Raw genomic sequence first — 16587 nt, forward strand, 5'->3', positions numbered from 1 at the left:
CGCAGGGTGCTCGGGTCCATCGCCCAGCGGAACGGCTCGGTGACACAGAGCGTCTCGCCCGCCTGGCGACGGCATCCTCGACGTAGTGCGCGCCGTCGAGCCGGCCTCGGTCCACGGACCGACGTGCGAGCTGTAGGGCTCCAGGGAGCTGCGCTCACCGACCTCACCTCCGCTCCTGCACCTCGTCCGATCAGTCTCACTCACTCTCTGTGAGACGCCGCCGGTCGAACGACACGGCTCGGGGCGGTAGGCTCCCCGCCCATGCCCCTGATCGACGGTCTCACCACGCTCTGGGACACGCTGACCAGCGCCCAGCCGGACCCGCCGCCGCTACTGGTGGTGGTCACCGCCGCGGTCGCGCTCGCGGTGGTCGTGGCCCGGCTGCCCTGGCGGATCGCCCGCAACGCGGTGACCATCGCGCACGAAGGCGGCCACGCGCTCGTCGCGTTGCTCACCGGTCGGCGGCTGCACGGCATCCGGCTGCACTCGGACACCTCCGGGCTCACGCTCTCCGCCGGCCGTCCCACCGGGCCGGGCATGATCCTCACGCTGCTCGCCGGGTACGTCGCGCCGTCGCTGCTCGGCCTCGGCGGCGCCTGGTTGCTGGCCGGGAACCGGATCACGCTGTTGCTCTGGCTCGCGGTGGCGCTGCTGCTGGCCATGCTGGTGATGATCCGCAACCTGTTCGGCGTGCTGTCGCTGCTTGTCACCGGCGGCGTGGTGCTCGCCGTCTCCTGGTACACCTCGCCCGAGGTGCAGGCCGCGTTCGCCTGGACGTCGGTCTGGTTCCTGCTGATCGGCGGCGTACGGCCGGTGTTCGAGCTGCACCGGCAACGCGCCCGGGGCCGGATGCCGCAGTCCGACGCCGACCAGCTCGCCCGGATCACGCCGTTCCCGGCGCTGTTCTGGGTGGGCGTGTTCCTGCTGGTGAGCGTGGGGGCGCTGGCCGCCGGAGCGCTGTTGCTGGCCGGTCCGATCCTGGCCGACGCGGGGCTCACCGGCTGACCGCGCCGAGCCGCACCGCTGTGAGCCGTGCCGAGCCGGCCCGCAGCGCGCCGTATCGCGTCGCGCAGCGGGCCGCTACGTGGCAGGGCAGAATCGGACCGTGCGATACGTGATCATCGGAGCGGGCGCGGTCGGCGGCACCATCGGCGTACTCCTGGCCGACGCCGGCCACGACGTGACGCTCGTGGCCCGTGGCGCGCACCTGGACGCGCTGCGGGAGCGGGGTCTGACGCTGCGCACGCCGGACCGCGACGTGACCGGCCGGCTCCCGGCGGTCGCCGGGCCGGACGGGCCGCCGCTGCCGGCGGACACCGTGCTGGTCCTCACCGTGAAGTCGCAGGACACCGTGGCGGCGCTCGATGCCTGGGCGGACGCCCCGGTCGAGGGCGGCGGGACGGCGGGCGAACGGCTGCCGGTCGTGCTGGCCCAGAACGGCGTGGCGAACGAACCGGCCGCGCTACGACGCTTCGCCCGCGTACACCCGGTGTGCGTGTGGCTGCCCGCCACCCACCTGGAGCCGGGCGTGGTGGTCGCCAACGGCCATCCGCATCCGGGCATGCTGCACATCGGCCGCTACCCGAGCGGCGCCGACGACACCAGCCGGGCGGTCGCCGCCGACCTGACCGCCGCCGGGTTCGTCGCGCCGGTCCGCGACGACGTGATGCGCTGGAAGTACGGCAAGCTGCTCGCCAACCTCGGCAACGGCCTCCAGGCGCTGCTCGGACGGGACGTGCCCGAGTCGCTGTCGAAGCGGGTACGCGCCGAGGGCGAGGCGGCGCTCGCCGCCGCCGGCATCGCCCACACCACAGTCGAGGATGAGGCCGCCGAACGGGGCGACCGGGTGTCGCACCGGCCGGTCGGCGGCGAGGAGCGCTCCGGCGGCTCCACCTGGCAGAGCCTGGCCCGTGGTGCGGGCTCGGTCGAGACCGACCACCTCAACGGTGAGATCGTGCTGCTCGGGCGCCTGCACGGCGTGCCGACCCCGGCCAACGCGGCGGTGCAGACGGCGGTCCGCCGGGCGGTCCGCGACCGGATCCCGGCCGGCGGCTTCCCGGTGAGCGAACTGGAGAAAATGATCGGCTGAGCGGCAACCGCACCCGGTACGCCAGGCGTCTCCCCTGCGACCGCCACTCGGGAGGTAGCAGGTGCCGGACGTCGACGGGTTCGACGAGTTCTACCGGGGCAGCCGGCAACGGCTGCTCGGGTTCGTCTACGTGCTCACCGGCAACCTCGCCGAGGCGCAGGACGCCGTGCAGGAGGCGTACATCAGGGCCTGGCAGCGGTGGTCCACAGTGCGCGGGTACGACGACCCGGAGGCATGGGTGCGGGTGGTGGCGAGCCGGATCGCGGTGAGCCGCTGGCGCAGCCTGCGCAGCCGGGCGCGCGCCTATCTGCGCCACGGTGCCGAGGAGAGCATGCCGGCCCCGAGCACCGACACGGTCGAGGTGGTGGCGGCGTTGCGGCGGCTGCCCGAGGAACAACGCGTCGCCCTCGCGCTGTACTACCTGCTCGGCATGCCGGTCGCCGAGGTCGCCCGGGAGACCGAGGCGCCGGTCGGCACGGTCAAGGCGCGTCTGTCCCGGGGCCGAGCCGCCCTGGCCGAACTGCTCGCGGTCGTGGATCTGGAGGAGCCCGCCGATGCGTGACGACGACCTGGCGTTCATCGACGTGATGCAGCGGGACCTGCGCAACGTCCGCTGGGCGGAACCGGCCGAGTTGCGGGCACGTGCCCGGCGCCGCAGCCGCCGCACGGTGGCCGCCGCGGCGGTGACGGTGCTCGCGCTCACCTCCGGGACCGCGTTCGTGGCAGCCGGTCGTGCCGCCCCACCGGCACCGGCCCCGGTCGCCGCCAGTCCGTCGGTCATCCCGTGGAGCGCCACGGATGTGCCCGCCGAGGCGCTGCTGCAACCGTCCGACCTGCGGCCGGCCGGCACGACGCCGTGGAACGACGCCGGCCTCGACGAGGAGATCCGGCTGGACCAGTTGCTGGAGGTCTGCCGGCAGGATCAGGGCCTGCGGACGGAGTGGGTGAAGTCCCGCTATTCGCGGTCGGTGACCCTCCTGCGGCAGCGGCCGGGCAGCATCGATCCGTCGGACCGGCAGCCGGTGGCCCTTCAGGACGTCTACCGGCTCGCGGCGCAGGACGGTGAGCGGCTGTTCGACGGGCTGCCCGCGCTGCTGGCGCCCTGCCGCACGTGGCGATCCGCCGGCCCTGTGGAGGTGAAGGGCAAGCGGATCCAGGCGGAGGTCGTCCACTCCTGGCAGGCGGTCGACAGCGGCTTCGCCGGCGACGAGTCGGTGCTCGTGCGGCACACCGTCGGGAAGGGCCGGCGGCTGGACACCGGAGCGCCGCTCGGTCCCGGGAGCCCGCCGCGGGACCAGGCGGTGGTGCGGGTCGGTGACCTCGTCACTGTGCTGCGAACCGGGGCGGGCGGCGACGAGGTGGCCCTGCGAGATCTGGCGAGGGTCGCGGCCGAGCGGATGTGCCGCGCCGCGAACCCGGGCTGCTGACGCCGGTGCCCCCGCCGCCTCAGCGGCGAGGGCACCGGGCCGGCTACAGCGGGATGTTGCCGTGCTTCTTCGGCGGCAGCGTCTCGCGCTTCGTGCGCAGCACCCGCAGCGCCCGCACGATCTGGGTACGCGTCTCGTGCGGCGGGATCACCCCGTCGACGTAGCCGCGCTCGGCGGCGATGTACGGGTTGGCGAGCGTGTCCTCGTACTCGGCGATCTTCTCGGCGCGGACGGCGGCCGGGTCCTCGGCGTTCGCCAGCTCCGAGCGGTAGAGGATGTTCACCGCGCCCTGCGCGCCCATCACCGCGATCTGCGCGGTCGGCCAGGCGAAGTTCAGGTCCGCGCCCAGGTGCTTGGAGCCCATCACGTCGTACGCGCCGCCGTACGCCTTGCGGGTGATGACGGTGACCTTCGGGACGGTGGCCTCGGCGTACGCGTAGATGAGCTTCGCGCCGCGGCGGATGATGCCGTCCCACTCCTGGCCGGTGCCGGGCAGGAAGCCGGGCACGTCCACGAAGGTGAGCACCGGGACGTTGAACGCGTCGCAGGTGCGCACGAACCGGGCCGCCTTCTCCGACGCGGCGATGTCGAGCGTGCCGGCGAACTGCATCGGCTGGTTCGCCACCACGCCCACCGGACGCCCCTCGACGCGGCCGAAACCGACCACCATGTTCTGCGCGTACAGCGGCTGCACCTCGAGGAACTCGCCGTCGTCGAGCACGTGCTCGATGACCCGGTGCATGTCGTACGGCTGGTTGGCCGAGTCCGGGATCAGCGTGTCCAGCTCCCGGTCGGAATCGGTGACGTCGAGGATCGCCGGGGCGTCGAAGACCGGCGGCTCGTCCAGGTTGTTCGACGGCAGGTACGACAGCAGCGCCTTGACGTACTCGATCGCGTCCTCCTCGTCGCTGCCGAGGTAGTGCGCGTTGCCGCTGCGGGTGTTGTGGGTACGGGCGCCGCCCAGCTCCTCCATGCCCACGTCCTCGCCGGTGACCGTCTTGATCACGTCGGGGCCGGTGATGAACATGTGCGAGGTCTGGTCGACCATGACGGTGAAGTCGGTGACCGCCGGGGAGTAGACGGCGCCGCCCGCGCACGGGCCCATGATGAGCGAGATCTGCGGGATGACGCCGCTGGCCCGGACGTTGCGGAAGAAGATCTCACCGTAGAGGCCGAGGGACGTGACGCCCTCCTGGATCCGCGCGCCGCCGGAGTCGTTGATGCCGACCACCGGGCAGCCGATCTTCATGGCGAGGTCCATCAGCTTGACGATCTTCTCGCCGAAGACCTCGCCCAGAGAGCCGCCGAAGACGGTGAAGTCCTGCGAGAAGACGCAGACCTGCCGGCCGTCCACGGTGCCGTAGCCGGTCACCACGCCGTCCCCGTACGGGCGGGTCTTCTCCAGCCCGAAGTTGGTCGAGCGGTGCCGGGCGAACTCGTCCACCTCGACGAACGAGCCCTCGTCGAGGAGCATCTCGATCCGCTCACGGGCTGTCTTCTTGCCCCGCGCGTGCTGCTTCTCGACCGCGCGTGCCGACCCGGCGTGCACCGCCTCGTCGAGCCGTCGCTCCAGGTCCGCCAGCTTGCCGGCGGTCGTGTGGATGTTGAACCCGGTCTCGGTAGTCACCCGTGGAATATAACGATGGTTCAGGTGTCTGAGGCTGTGCAGTGCGCCTCATCCGGGCCGTAGGCTGGCGGGATGCCCGGCTCGCCGTACACCGATCTGGACCGACCGCCGCTGTCGGCGGCCCGGCTGCGGCGCGCGCTGGTCGCGCCGAACGGGCCCTGGCGCCGCCTGGAACTGCTGGCCGAGACCGGCTCGACGAACGCGGACGCGGTGGCCGCGGCGCGGGCCGGCGAGCCGGAGGGCCTGGTCGTGGTCGCCGAGCGGCAGACCTCCGGCCGGGGGCGGCGGGGCCGCGTCTGGCAGTCGCCGCCGCGCGCCGGTCTCGCGACGAGCGTGCTGCTGCGGCCCGGCGAGGCGGACCCCGAGCGTGGCTGGTCGCCGGTGCCGGTCACCGGGTACGGCTGGCTGCCGCTGCTCGCCGGTGTCGCGCTGGTCGAGGCGGTACGCCTGCTGGCCGAGCTGGACGCGCGGCTGAAGTGGCCGAACGACCTGCTGGTGGACGGCGCGAAGTGCGCCGGCGTGCTGGCCGAGGCGGTGCCGGGGGAGAACGACAGGCCGCCGGCGATCGTGGTCGGTGTCGGGCTGAACGTGACGTTGCGCGCCGACGAGCTGCCGGAGAACCCGACCGGGCTGCCGGCCACCTCGCTCCAGCTCGCCGGTGCCACCGCCACCGACCGGGATCCGCTGCTGCGGGCGCTGCTGCGCGCGCTCGCCGACTGGTACGAGCGCTGGCGTGACGCCGGCGGGGACGCGGAGGCCAGCGGGCTGCGCGAGGCGTACCTGGCCGGGTGCGCCACCATCGGCCGTCAGGTGCGGGTGCTGCTGCCCGACGGCAGCGAGGCGTACGGTACGGCCACCGGCGTGGACGCCGACGGGCAGCTCCTGGTGGAGACGGGGGCCGAGACGCTGCGGCTCGCGGCGGGCGACGTGCTGCACCTGCGGTGAAAGGAAGGGCCCCTTATTAACGCCTCCGGTAGAGGAAGGGCCCCCTTTTAACAACCACGGGTAGCCGTCCGCGCGGCCGATGCCGGGCGGATGCGCCGACCGGTTACGGTCAGCGCGTCCTGTTCTGCGAGGAGGTTCCCCCGTGGCGTTCCCCGAAGACGTGCTCACCGAGGACGAGCACGTCGTGTTGCACCTGCACCCGCACTGGAAGGCCCTGATCCGGCCGGTCCTGGTGCTCGTGCTCGCCGTCGCGGCGGTCGTCGCCGGGTGGCTCCTGCTGCCCGACGGCAGCGGCGGCACGATCGCGCTCTACGCGATCGCCGTGGTCGCGCTGGCGCTGGCGCTGTGGCTGGGTATGTGGCCGTTCCTGGTCTGGCGCACCACGCACTACCTGTTCACCAACGAGCGGGTGCTCCTCCAGCAGGGGGTGCTGTCGCGCAACCGGCGGGACCTGCCGCTGACCCGGATCAACGACCACGCCATGCACCAGCGTTTCGTGGAGCGGCTGCTCGGCTGCGGCACGCTGACCATCGAGTCGGCGGGTGAGCGCGGCCAGTCGGTGCTGCACGACGTGCCGGGCGTGGACAGGGTGCAGACGAAGCTCTACGAGCTGGTCGAGGCGCACCACGACAAGCACAGCCTGGGTGACGGCGAGATGCGCGAGATCCTGGCCGACATGACCGAGGGCAAGTCCCTGCGCGAGCAGCCCTGATCCGTTCGACGGAGAAGGCCGGCACCCCGGGTCAGGGGGCGCCGGCCTTTCTCGTCGTTCAGCGGCGGGCGCGGCGGGGCTGGAGTTCCGCGGCGAGTTCGGCGTCCAGGTCGGCGCCGAGCGCGCCACCCAGGCCGGCGTCCGCCGGTGCGGGGCGGCCCCGCGGTGGCGCGTAGTCGGCCGGCCGGGCGGCGCCTGGAGGCGGTTCCTCCTCCTCCAGCTCGCTGACCGACTCGGCCAGCTCGGCCACCGGGTCCATCTCGGCGACGTTGTCCCACTCGTCACGCGGCACCGAGTGCCAGGTCTCCTCGGCGTGCTTGGGGACCGGCTGGAAGACGAACGTGCGGTACGACCAGAAGCGGAACAGCGTGGCCAGCAGGACACCGATTGTCTTGGCGACGTTCAGCGCGAGCAGGCCGTGGACGCCGAGGCCGTACTTGGCCAGGGCCAGGACGCCGAGTTCGATGAGCAGGCCCGCGCCGTTGAAGAGGAAGAACAGGACGTATTCGCGCCGGAGTGCCGATTTCGGTCGATCACGGTACGTCCAGTGACGATTCATCAGATACGACGTGATCGTGGCGACAATCGTCGCGATCACTGTCGCCTTCAGCTGACCGTCACGGAAAACCGTGAGTGCCAGCGCATTGAACACCGCGTAATTGATGACGGTGTTGATGCCGCCGACGATGCCGAATTTGAGCGCCTCGTGGATGAACTTCTGCCAGCGCTCGGGCAGCAGACGGACTCCAGGCATGCGGAACACCTTAGGCAGTTGGCTGGGCCGGCTGGGCCCGGCGGGTCGGGATGGGCGGTTCGTCACGCCCCGGACTCTCGGTCGTGGCTCGTTGCCGGAACGGGAGGTGTTCCCGCCTCGACGAAGACGAACCGTCGGTACGACCAGAACCGGAAGAGCGTTCCCAGGCCGGTGCCGACGATGAAGCTGGCGATGTTGTCGGCCAGGGGGGTCTGGAACACCGCGGGCCAGATCGCGCCGAGCCCGTAGTGGCTGATCGCCAGGCAGGCCACCGCGATGCCGAGGCCGACCGCGTTGAAGAAGAAGAACAGGGCGTACTCGCGGGCCGGGTTCGACCGCTGCCGGTGCCGCCACGTCCAGAACCGGTTGCCGACGAAGGCGACTGTCGCGGCGATCACCGTGGAGATGGTCTTCGCGGCCAGCGGCGGCATGTCCCGGCCGCTGGACAGGTAGTTGAAGAGGACGAAGTCCACGACGAAGGCGAGCCCGCCGACGGTGGCGAACTTACTCAGCTCGTGGATGAGGTGACCGAAACGGTCGAGCAGTGCTCCGATCGGACCTCGGCGGGTCTGCGGAGCCCCCGGTTGGTCTCCGGTCATCGTCGCGGCCACCCGCCGAGAGTACCGGTTGTGCGGTAACCGGGCGGACTCCAACGGCGAGTCGGCCACGACGGCTTCGCCGCGGCCGTCTCGCGCGGGCCGCCCGGGTCGGAGAGGCGTCGCCCGTTCTCGATGTCCGTGAGCAGAGCGTAACGCGCTGTGCGAATCTGTGGAGCGCATCACGGAATCGTCTTTCGCGACATGTTCGTACGCTTCCCCGCGATCGGACGTCCGAGTCGCTCCGGTGCCGGACCGGGCCGTCGAAGGTTCACCGCAGGATTTGCGTGAAACTGCGCGCGAAAGCGGGTATCAGATCGTGATGCCGCAGCGTGGCCGTACCTTGTGCAGTTCTTCACAACCAGTCCCACTGACTGACGAGGCAGTCCGGTTTACGCTGAGCCCAATCCCAGGTTTCCACGAGGCGGCGTACCAGCCCGCCGGAACTCGTGCACCCCATAGATCGGTCAGCGTCGACCACAAGGAGAAGTGACATGGTTGCTCCGGCTGCTGTTCGGGGTATCGATCAGGCCCCGACGTCCCACCCCAAGCTGCTGGCCTGGGTACGTGAGGTCGCGGAACTGACCACCCCCGACCGCGTGGTCTGGGTGGACGGGTCTGATGAGGAGTGGCGCCGCCTCACCGACGAACTCGTCGAGAACGGCACCCTGATCCGACTGAATCCCGAGAAGAAGCCCAACTCGTTCTACGCGCGTACCGACCCCACGGACGTCGCCCGGGTGGAGGAGCGCACCTTCATCTGCTCCGCCGACGAGGCGGACGCCGGCCCCACCAACAACTGGATGGCGCCGGCCGAGATGAAGCGGACGATGACGGAGCTGTACCGCGGCAGCATGCGCGGGCGCACCATGTACGTCATCCCGTTCTGCATGGGGCCGGTCGAGGCCGAGAACCCCATGTTCGGCGTGGAGATCACCGACAGCCCGTACGTCGTCGCCTCGATGCGGATCATGACCCGGATGGGGTCGTCGATCCTGGAGGCGATGGGCGACGACGCCGACTTCGTGCACGCGCTGCACTCGATCGGCGCCCCGCTCGCGCCGGGTGCGCAGGACGTGGCGTGGCCGTGCAACGAGACCAAGTACATCTCCCACTTCCCGGAGACCCGGGAGATCTGGTCGTACGGCTCCGGCTACGGCGGCAACTCGCTGCTCGGCAAGAAGTGCTACTCGCTGCGTATCGCCAGCGTGATGGGGCGCGACGAGGGCTGGCTGGCCGAGCACATGCTGATCCTCAAGATCACCTCGCCGGAGGGCAAGGTCTACCACATCGCCGGCGCCTTCCCGTCTGCCTGCGGCAAGACCAACCTCGCCATGCTGGAGCCGACCATCCCGGGCTGGAAGGTCGAGACCATCGGCGACGACATCGCCTGGATGCGGTTCGGCGCGGACGGCCGCCTCTACGCGATCAACCCCGAGTACGGCCTGTTCGGCGTCGCGCCCGGCACCGACTGGAAGACCAACGCCAACGCCATGCGGACGCTGGACCGGGGCAACTCCATCTTCACCAACGTGGCGCTCACCGACGACGGCGACATCTGGTGGGAGGGCATGGGTGAGCCGCCGGCGCACCTGATCGACTGGAAGGGCAACGACTGGACGCCGGAGAGCGAGAGCCTCTCCTCGCACGCGAACAGCCGTTTCTGCACGCCGATCACGCAGTGCCCGATCCTGGCCGACGACTACTACGACCCGAACGGCGTGCCGATCGACGCGATCCTGTTCGGTGGCCGCCGCCGGGACACCATCCCGCTGGTCACCGAGGCCCGCGACTGGGTGCACGGCGTCTACATGGGCGCCACGCTCTCCTCGGAGACGACCGCCGCCGCCTCCGGCGCGGTCGGCGTGGTCCGCCGCGACCCGATGGCCATGCTGCCGTTCATCGGCTACAACGCCGGCGACTACTTCCGGCACTGGATCGAGATGGGCAAGGGCGCGGACGGCGACGAGGCCAAGCTGCCCAAGATCTACTACGTGAACTGGTTCCGCAAGGACGCCGAGGGCAACTTCCTCTGGCCGGGCTTCGGCGAGAACTCCCGCGTGCTCAAGTGGGTCATCGAGCGGCTGGAGGGCCGGGCCGAGGCCGTGGAGACGCCGATCGGCATGGTGCCGGCGCAGGACGCGCTCGACGTCGAGGGTCTGGACATGACCCCGGAGGACGTCCGGATCGCACTGAAGGTCGACGCGGACGAGTGGCGCAACGAGCTGCCGCTGGTCACCGAGTGGTTCGAGAAGTTCGGGGACAAGCTCCCCGGCGTGCTCTGGGCCGAGCTGGACGCGCTGCGCGCCCGGCTCGACGCGGAGCCGCAGAAGTAACAGGTGTGCCTGTTGCCCGCGCCGGGCAACATCGGATGCCATGAGGACGGCCGCTGAACCTGTCGAGGTCCGGCGGCCGTCCGCCGTCCGGGCGCTCACCACGCTGCTCGCCGTGACCGCGGCGGCCACCGTCGTGGTCGAGCTGCTCAATTACTGGTACGCCCCGGAGCAGGAGTTCGGTCTGGCCGTACGCACCGGCTGGGCGATGCTCCGGTCGCTCGGCTTCCTGCTGCTGATCGGCCATGTGAACAAGGGACGGGTGGGCGCCCGGCCGTTCGGGCTGATCCTGGCGGTGACCACGATCTTCGCGGTCGGGCGGCTGATCGTGCCCCGGCAGGGGGTGCCCGCGCTGCCCGGCCTGGTCGGGTTCGCCGTGCTCACCGCGCTCTGCGTCGCCGTGGTGGTGCTGCTGTACCGCTCCGAGGCGATCCGTGCCCACCTGGTCCGGCACCGCAAGGGCCTGGTCGTCGAGGGCGGGACGATCGCCTGGCGGGAGGTGGCGCCGAAGCGCCCGCAGGCGAACGGCTGGCTGTTCACCGCCCGGGTCGCGGCGTTCACCTACAGCCCGCTGATGCTGGTGCCGGCGCTGGTGGCGATGGGTGCCGTGCTGGACGGGCGGCTGGCCGCCGTACCGGCATTGATCTTCTGGTTCGGCGCCGGCATCGCGGTCAGCTACGCCGTGCTGTTCTGTACCGCGTTCCTGCTGCGCGACCGGGCGTGGGCGCGCAAGGCCCTGGTCGTGGTGACGCTCGGCGTCCTGGCGATCGACCTGCCGCTGTGCTGGTGGCTGCTCGGCACCGACGGCCTGATCCGCGACGGCGCCCCCCTGGTCACCGCTGCGGCCCTCACCTTCTACTCCCTCCACCGCGCCACCCGCACCCCGCCCTCACTCGGTTGACCATGAAGGTGGCGGCGGATGCGATCTCCTTCGCTGCCGTCAACCTCATGATCGTCGCCCGGGGCGGGGTGCGGCGGGGCAGGATGAGGACATGTGGGACGTCGTGGTGGTGGGGGCGGGGCCGGCCGGAGCGGCCGCCGCGCTCGGCGCGCGCCGTGCCGGGGCGGCGCGGGTGCTGCTGCTCGACCGGTCCGACTTCCCCCGCGACAAGGCGTGCGGGGACGGCGTCGCCGCGCACGCGCTGGACGTCCTCGCCGAGCTGGGCGTGACCGGCGCCGTCGACGGCTACGCGCCACTGCCCGCGCTGCGCCTCGTGGGGCCCGGTGGCGGCACCGTCGCCCGGACGCTGCCCCGGCCCGCGTACACGGTGCCCCGCGAGGTGTTCGACGCACGCCTGGTCGCGGCGGCGGTGGCGGCGGGCGCGGAGTTGCGGCGGCACACCGTACGCCGGGTGGACATCGCCGCCGACCGGGTGCTGCTCGACGGAGAGCTGTCCGCGCGGGCGGTGGTCGGCGCGGACGGCGCCGGATCGGTGGTACGACGCGCGCTCGGTCACCAGGTCAACCCGGACCGGCACCTGGCGCTCGCCATCCGGGGCTACGCGCCCGCGCCGGCCGGGCCGCCCGAACAGCTCATCGTGACGTCGGCGGCGCGCTGGCCCGCGTACGCCTGGGCCTTTCCGATCGGCGACGGTCGCGCGAACGTCGGGTACGGGGAGGTGTTGCGCGGCGAACCGCTCAGCCGCGCGCACCTGCTGGACCGGATGGGCGTGCTGCTCCCGGACGTCGACCCGGCCACGGTGACCGGCCTGCGGGCGCACCACCTGCCGCTGTCCACCCACCGGCCGGCGCCCGGCCGCGGGCGGGTGGTGCTGGCCGGGGACGCGCTGTCGCTGATCAACCCGTTCACCGGCGAGGGCATCTTCTACGCGCTGCGCTCCGGGGCACTCGCCGGCGCGGCGGCGGCCGGCTCCCCGGCCGAGGCCGCCCGGGCGTACGCCGCCGCCCTGCGCGCCCGGCTCGGCACCCACCTGCGGCACAGCTCGGTGGCGGCGTGGCTGGCCCGGCGGCGCCGGGTGGTCGACGCGGTGGTCGGCGCGGCCCGGCGGGACGAACGCGTCTACCGCACCGTCGTGGAGCTGGGCCTCGGCGACGGCCGGCTCGACGCGCGCACCCTGATGGCGATCGGGGCGGACCTGCCGCGACCGCGCCGGACCGGCGCACAGTCAGGTGATATGCCACCGAGACACTGATCTCTCCCGCGGGTCGCTACCCTGCAAGGTGATGACTCTGCGGAAACTCCTCTACTCCGTGTACGAGCGCCGGCTGACGGCGAAGCTCGCGGGCAAGCCCGTACCCGCACACGTCGGCGTGATGTGCGACGGCAACCGCAGATGGGCCCGGGAGATGGGCTTCGTCGACCCGAACGACGGCCACCGGATGGGCGCCGAGCGGATCAAGGAGCTGCTCCGCTGGTGCGACGCGGCAGGCGTCGGGCACGTCACACTCTGGCTGCTCTCCACCGACAACCTGTCCCGCCCGGCCGCCGAGCTGGACCCGCTGCTCCAGATCATCGAGGACCTCACCACCGAGCTGGCCGAGGAGGGCAACCCCTGGCGGCTGCGGATGGTCGGCGCGCTCGACGTGCTGCCGGCGCAGCACGCCGCCGCGCTCAAGGCCGCCGAGGAACGCACCCGCGACCGCGACGGCGGGGCTCAGGTCAACATCGCGGTCGGGTACGGCGGGCGGCGCGAAATCGCCGACGCGGTCCGCTCGCTGCTGGTGGAGCACGCCGCGAACGGCGGCACGATCGAGGAGCTGGCCACCTCGATCAACGTCGACCACATCTCCGAGCACCTCTACACGAAGGGGCTGCCGGACCCGGATCTGATCATCCGGACCAGTGGTGAGCAGCGGCTCTCCGGCTTCATGCTCTGGCAGAGCGCGCACTCGGAGTTCTACTTCTGCGAGCTGAACTGGCCCGACTTCCGCAAGGTCGACTTCCTGCGGGCCCTGCGCTCCTACGCCACCCGCCAGCGCCGCTTCGGCACCTGACCCTCCGCCGGCCCTCGCCGCCCCGCCCTCGCTCTCGCCCCGGCGATCTTGCACTTTCGGCCCCGAGGGCGGGGCTTTTGCCCGGCTTTGCCGGGGCGGTAAGTGCAAGATCGCGGGGGAGGAACCGGGCCCGCGGGGGTCAGCGGAGGTGGGGCAGGGCTGAGGTGAGGAAGTCGGCCAGGGCGGCGGGGGAGTCCAGGGTCAGGTCGGCGGCGTCGGCCACCTCGTGACCGGTCTCCGGGTTGGCGACCGCGACGCAGACACCGAGGAAGTCGGGATCGGCGGCGGCGCGGGCGCGCAGCGCGGCGAACGCCTTGATGTCGGAGACGTCGTCACCGAAGTACCAGGCGCCCGCGGCGTCCCGGACCGTCTCGCCGATCACCATGCCCTTGTCCCGGTCGACAGGGGGCTTCAGTTCCAGCACCATCCGGCCCGGCTGGGCGCGCAGCCCCAGCCGCTCGGCCTGGGCCCGGCCCCACTCCTGCACCAGGTCGCCGAGCTGCGGCGCGGTCCGCCAGTGCAGCGCGACGGAGAGCCGCTTGAACTCGACGAGCGCGCCGGGCGGCAGTTCGGCGCGGGCCTGCTCGGCCAGCTCGGACATGGTGGGCACCCACGGCAGGGCGGCCGGCTCGGTGACCGTCTCGCCGCCGGAGTGGCTGTGCTCCAGGCCGTAGAGCCCGTACAGGTCGATGCCGGCGAGGCCGCCGAGGTGGTCGCGGAGGAAGTCCACCGGGCGGGCGGAGACGATGGCGATCCGGCGGACGTGCGGGGCGAGCGCCTCCAGTGCGGTGAGCACGTTGGGCGCGGGCCGTACTGCCGTGGGGTCGTCGTCGACGGGCGCCAGGGTGCCGTCGAAGTCGAAGAAGAGGACGACGTCACCCGCGCGGGCGGCGGTCGCACGCCAGGCGTGCTCCGCGTTCAACGGGGTCTTCGGCTGCTGGTTGCCCAGATTCAACGGCGGCACGCGCGTCAGCGTACCCCGCGCCGGGCGGCGTATTCGTGGCCGAGATGTGACGTCGGAACGACGTGGTGATCAGCGTTCGGCGGCTCCTCGTCCCCGGCGACCGAACGGCACCACTGCCGCCTCCTGCCCGTGGCTGAGCAGGTAGCCCTCCACGAAGCCGGTGTTGCGGTCGCCGGTGTGCGCCTCGATCTCGTTGAGCCGCGCCACCAGGAACTCGGTGAGCGCGCTGACCCGGTCGTTGAGCCGATCGTGCAGCTCGGCGACGACGGCGAGGATCACCGCGGTGCCGGCTGTGGTGAGCGCGAAGAGGTTGACGACCAGGGGAAGCTGCCCGCCGTCCAGTACGCCGACCACCACGTTGCCGGTCACGCACGATGTCAGCGACACCACCGCGACCACGACTGCCAACCATTTCAGGGTCATGGACAGACCCCTCCTTCTGTCCCGCAGGGCTGGGTTCGGCTGTGTCCCGTCCCCCCGCCGATGACGAGCCCCTAGCAGTACAAACGTGGACGCTAGCGGGTCCGATCCGTCCCCGCGGCGAAACGATCGGGTCCGACCTTCCGTTCTTTCGCCATCTGAGGAACTACCCGGCTTGTTTACCCCTATTTCGGACACCGCCCGGCAGAGTCGGGCGATATGCGAGGTAACGAATGGTTTCTCGAATGTGGAACTTCTCCGCGTCGGAGACGTTCGGGTCGACCAGCCGGCGCAGCAGCGCCTCCACGTCGGGGTCCATCGGGGGCGGGGCCGGCGCGGTACGCGGTCCGGCGGCCCGGTCCCAGCCGAGCGCGGTGAACGCGGCGGCCGGATCGAGTCCCAGCCCCTCGCAGAAGGCGACGACGCGTTCCGCCTCCGGGTCGCTGGCCCAGTCGCCGCGTACCCATCGGTTGATGGTCTGGCGGGAGACGCCGGTGCGCCGGGAGACCTCGGTGCCGCTCCAGGCCCGCAGCGCGCGGGCGTCGTCGAGCGCGCGCCGGACGAAGGTGGCGAACGCGATCTTCCGTGCGTTGGTCGTCTCGGTCACCCCGTGACGGTACGGCCAGTCGGTCCCGGGAGGGCGGCTCGGCACGCTGCTGTCACGCCGACGTGACGCTGATAGCGGATTTCCGGTAAACGATCCAGTGCTGCTCCTGAGGGGTGTCACCCGGGCAGAATAGATGGACGCCAGTACGGCGGCAAAGGCCTGAAAAGCTGATACTGTCACGCTCATGAGACAACTTACGGTGTGTCACGTGTTTGAGACGACGAGTGCTCACATGCGTCACTCCGCGGGTGCCGAGGGGGTCTCGTGACCGAGCTCGCGACCCGTGCCCAGGCCTTCGGGCTGATCGCGGACGGAGTGTCCGCCGGGCTGAGCGCCCCCTGGCGTCTCTATCTCGCCCGCGGGTGCCGGTACCTCTCACTCAGCGTCGGTGACCGGGGGGAGTGGGACGCCTGGCGTACCCACCTCGGCTGCCCCGAGCTGAGCGTGCGGGTCTACGACTCCGGCGGCGAGATCCGCCGGGCGTCGGTCGCCGAGGTGATCCTCGACGGATGCCGGATCAGCGTCGAGCTGGTCGAGGAGGTCAGCACCGACGACCTGGAACGGCTGCTGGTGGTCGACCCGCTCCCCGGGGCGGACGAGCGATGACCCCCTTTCTCGCCGTGGTGCTCGTCCTCGTGCTCGGCTCCACCTGCTACGCGGCCGGCCGCCTGCACGGCCAGCTCAGCTACCGCATCGGCTACCGGTTCGGTTACCGCCAGGGCTACTTCGACGGCGACCGGGGCGCCTGGAACCGCCGCCGGCGCGACGCCCAGGCGGCCATCGCCTCCGCGCTGTCCGGTCCCAGCCCGACGGTGGTGACCTCGGCCGGGCGCTCGGCGGTGCCGTTCGCCGGCACCTCCGTACCCGCGGCGGTCGCCGCCCGGCCCGGCTCGGCCCCGGCCGTCCGCGTCACCGCCACCGGCCGGCTCGGCGCCGTCGGGCGGGTGGGCACCACGTACACCGGATCGTCGTTCGGCGCGGCCGGCGCCGGACCGCGGGCCGGCACGCTGGTGCGCCGCCAGGGCTGAGGCCCGCGCCGCGTCGCGGCGCCGCAGTGGACGACCGGCCGGGGTGCGCGCAGGGGGCATGCATCCCGGCCGGTTCCGATCCGCCGGTCACTCGAACGGGTGTACGTCCGGCGAAGACCGAACGATGATC

At 71.8% G+C, this 16587-nt stretch carries 18 protein-coding genes; 12 read left to right on the top strand and 6 right to left on the bottom strand.

Annotated elements, in window-relative coordinates:
* The first annotated feature begins 261 nt into the window (after positions 1 to 261).
* The 4 genes from CLT75_RS28995 to CLT75_RS29010 all read left to right on the top strand — a co-directional run bounded on the left by CLT75_RS28995 (position 262) and on the right by CLT75_RS29010 (position 3516).
* Positions 262 to 1005, top strand: a complete 744-nt coding sequence (locus CLT75_RS28995) for a M50 family metallopeptidase (RefSeq protein WP_135243321.1) — start codon at positions 262 to 264, stop codon at positions 1003 to 1005.
* Positions 1006 to 1105: 100 nt separating this feature from the next.
* Complete coding sequence (locus CLT75_RS29000; protein ID WP_135243322.1) at positions 1106 to 2089, top strand: 2-dehydropantoate 2-reductase N-terminal domain-containing protein; 984 nt, start codon at positions 1106 to 1108, stop codon at positions 2087 to 2089.
* A 61-nt stretch (positions 2090 to 2150) separates the two neighbouring features.
* Complete coding sequence (locus CLT75_RS29005; RefSeq protein WP_135243323.1) at positions 2151 to 2651, top strand: SigE family RNA polymerase sigma factor; 501 nt, start codon at positions 2151 to 2153, stop codon at positions 2649 to 2651.
* On the top strand, positions 2644 to 3516 hold the full coding sequence (locus CLT75_RS29010) for a hypothetical protein (protein ID WP_135243324.1): 873 nt from the start codon (positions 2644 to 2646) through the stop codon (positions 3514 to 3516). Before CLT75_RS29005 ends, CLT75_RS29010 begins: the two co-directional genes overlap by 8 nt.
* Positions 3517 to 3559: 43 nt before the next feature.
* Here the strand turns inward: CLT75_RS29010 and CLT75_RS29015 are convergent, their stop codons facing one another.
* Entirely contained in the window at positions 3560 to 5143 is a 1584-nt protein-coding gene (locus CLT75_RS29015) for an acyl-CoA carboxylase subunit beta (RefSeq protein ID WP_135243325.1), read from the bottom strand.
* A 72-nt stretch (positions 5144 to 5215) separates the two neighbouring features.
* Here CLT75_RS29015 and CLT75_RS29020 point away from each other — a divergent pair, with 72 nt between their 5' ends.
* Complete coding sequence (locus tag CLT75_RS29020) at positions 5216 to 6088, top strand: biotin--[acetyl-CoA-carboxylase] ligase (protein ID WP_135243326.1); 873 nt, start codon at positions 5216 to 5218, stop codon at positions 6086 to 6088.
* Between the two features lie 142 nt (positions 6089 to 6230).
* Positions 6231 to 6800 carry a PH domain-containing protein gene (locus CLT75_RS29025; protein WP_135243327.1) on the top strand — a complete coding sequence of 190 codons (570 nt, stop codon included), beginning with the start codon at positions 6231 to 6233 and terminating at the stop codon, positions 6798 to 6800.
* A 58-nt stretch (positions 6801 to 6858) separates the two neighbouring features.
* Here the strand turns inward: CLT75_RS29025 and CLT75_RS29030 are convergent, their stop codons facing one another.
* Together CLT75_RS29030 and CLT75_RS29035 are read right to left on the bottom strand one after the other, a co-directional pair.
* The gene (locus CLT75_RS29030; protein WP_135243328.1) at positions 6859 to 7554 is read right to left on the bottom strand and encodes a GtrA family protein; all 696 of its coding nucleotides are present in this window, start codon (positions 7552 to 7554) and stop codon (positions 6859 to 6861) included.
* Positions 7555 to 7616: 62 nt separating this feature from the next.
* Positions 7617 to 8153 (bottom strand): GtrA family protein, encoded by a 537-nt coding sequence (locus tag CLT75_RS29035; protein WP_135244177.1) that lies wholly within the window; start codon positions 8151 to 8153, stop codon positions 7617 to 7619.
* A 491-nt stretch (positions 8154 to 8644) separates the two neighbouring features.
* On the opposite strand from CLT75_RS29035, the gene CLT75_RS29045 reads away from it, so the two are divergent.
* The 4 genes from CLT75_RS29045 (at position 8645) to CLT75_RS29060 (ending at position 13438) form a co-directional block, all read left to right on the top strand.
* A complete protein-coding gene (locus CLT75_RS29045; protein ID WP_135243329.1) occupies positions 8645 to 10486 on the top strand; it encodes a phosphoenolpyruvate carboxykinase (GTP) in 1842 nt (613 codons plus the stop codon).
* A gap of 40 nt (positions 10487 to 10526) precedes the next feature.
* Positions 10527 to 11384, top strand: a complete 858-nt coding sequence (locus CLT75_RS29050) for a hypothetical protein (protein WP_135243330.1) — start codon at positions 10527 to 10529, stop codon at positions 11382 to 11384.
* A gap of 91 nt (positions 11385 to 11475) precedes the next feature.
* On the top strand, positions 11476 to 12636 hold the full coding sequence (locus CLT75_RS29055; RefSeq protein WP_135243331.1) for a geranylgeranyl reductase family protein: 1161 nt from the start codon (positions 11476 to 11478) through the stop codon (positions 12634 to 12636).
* Positions 12637 to 12667: 31 nt separating this feature from the next.
* Positions 12668 to 13438 carry an isoprenyl transferase gene (locus CLT75_RS29060; RefSeq protein WP_013284060.1) on the top strand — a complete coding sequence of 257 codons (771 nt, stop codon included), beginning with the start codon at positions 12668 to 12670 and terminating at the stop codon, positions 13436 to 13438.
* 139 nt (positions 13439 to 13577) lie between these two features.
* Here the strand turns inward: CLT75_RS29060 and otsB are convergent, their stop codons facing one another.
* The 3 genes from otsB to CLT75_RS29075 form a co-directional block, all read right to left on the bottom strand.
* On the bottom strand, positions 13578 to 14402 hold the full coding sequence (gene otsB, locus CLT75_RS29065) for a trehalose-phosphatase (RefSeq protein ID WP_135243332.1): 825 nt from the start codon (positions 14400 to 14402) through the stop codon (positions 13578 to 13580).
* A 69-nt stretch (positions 14403 to 14471) separates the two neighbouring features.
* Positions 14472 to 14825: a hypothetical protein gene (locus CLT75_RS29070; protein WP_013284062.1), complete on the bottom strand. Its 354-nt coding sequence runs from the start codon at positions 14823 to 14825 to the stop codon at positions 14472 to 14474.
* Positions 14826 to 14988: 163 nt separating this feature from the next.
* The gene (locus tag CLT75_RS29075) at positions 14989 to 15429 is read right to left on the bottom strand and encodes a helix-turn-helix domain-containing protein (RefSeq protein WP_135243333.1); all 441 of its coding nucleotides are present in this window, start codon (positions 15427 to 15429) and stop codon (positions 14989 to 14991) included.
* Positions 15430 to 15693: 264 nt separating this feature from the next.
* On the opposite strand from CLT75_RS29075, the gene CLT75_RS29080 reads away from it, so the two are divergent.
* On the top strand, positions 15694 to 16035 hold the full coding sequence (locus CLT75_RS29080; RefSeq protein WP_013284064.1) for a hypothetical protein: 342 nt from the start codon (positions 15694 to 15696) through the stop codon (positions 16033 to 16035).
* Positions 16032 to 16457 (top strand): hypothetical protein, encoded by a 426-nt coding sequence (locus CLT75_RS29085; protein WP_135243334.1) that lies wholly within the window; start codon positions 16032 to 16034, stop codon positions 16455 to 16457. The genes CLT75_RS29080 and CLT75_RS29085 overlap by 4 nt, the downstream gene beginning before the upstream one ends.
* Positions 16458 to 16587 lie beyond the last annotated feature (130 nt).

The sequence above is a fragment of the Micromonospora sp. CNZ285 genome (assembly GCF_004637285.1).

Coding starts and splice junctions, on each gene's coding strand:
- CLT75_RS29070 (WP_013284062.1), bottom strand. CDS start 14,825: ATGACCCTGAAATGGTTGGCAGTCGTGGTCGCGGTGGTGTCGCTGACA.
- CLT75_RS29035 (WP_135244177.1), bottom strand. CDS start 8,153: ATGACCGGAGACCAACCGGGGGCTCCGCAGACCCGCCGAGGTCCGATC.
- CLT75_RS29045 (WP_135243329.1), top strand. CDS start 8,645: ATGGTTGCTCCGGCTGCTGTTCGGGGTATCGATCAGGCCCCGACGTCC.
- CLT75_RS29085 (WP_135243334.1), top strand. CDS start 16,032: ATGACCCCCTTTCTCGCCGTGGTGCTCGTCCTCGTGCTCGGCTCCACC.
- CLT75_RS29050 (WP_135243330.1), top strand. CDS start 10,527: ATGAGGACGGCCGCTGAACCTGTCGAGGTCCGGCGGCCGTCCGCCGTC.
- CLT75_RS29020 (WP_135243326.1), top strand. CDS start 5,216: ATGCCCGGCTCGCCGTACACCGATCTGGACCGACCGCCGCTGTCGGCG.
- CLT75_RS29030 (WP_135243328.1), bottom strand. CDS start 7,554: ATGCCTGGAGTCCGTCTGCTGCCCGAGCGCTGGCAGAAGTTCATCCAC.
- CLT75_RS29010 (WP_135243324.1), top strand. CDS start 2,644: ATGCGTGACGACGACCTGGCGTTCATCGACGTGATGCAGCGGGACCTG.
- CLT75_RS29055 (WP_135243331.1), top strand. CDS start 11,476: ATGTGGGACGTCGTGGTGGTGGGGGCGGGGCCGGCCGGAGCGGCCGCC.
- CLT75_RS29060 (WP_013284060.1), top strand. CDS start 12,668: ATGACTCTGCGGAAACTCCTCTACTCCGTGTACGAGCGCCGGCTGACG.
- CLT75_RS28995 (WP_135243321.1), top strand. CDS start 262: ATGCCCCTGATCGACGGTCTCACCACGCTCTGGGACACGCTGACCAGC.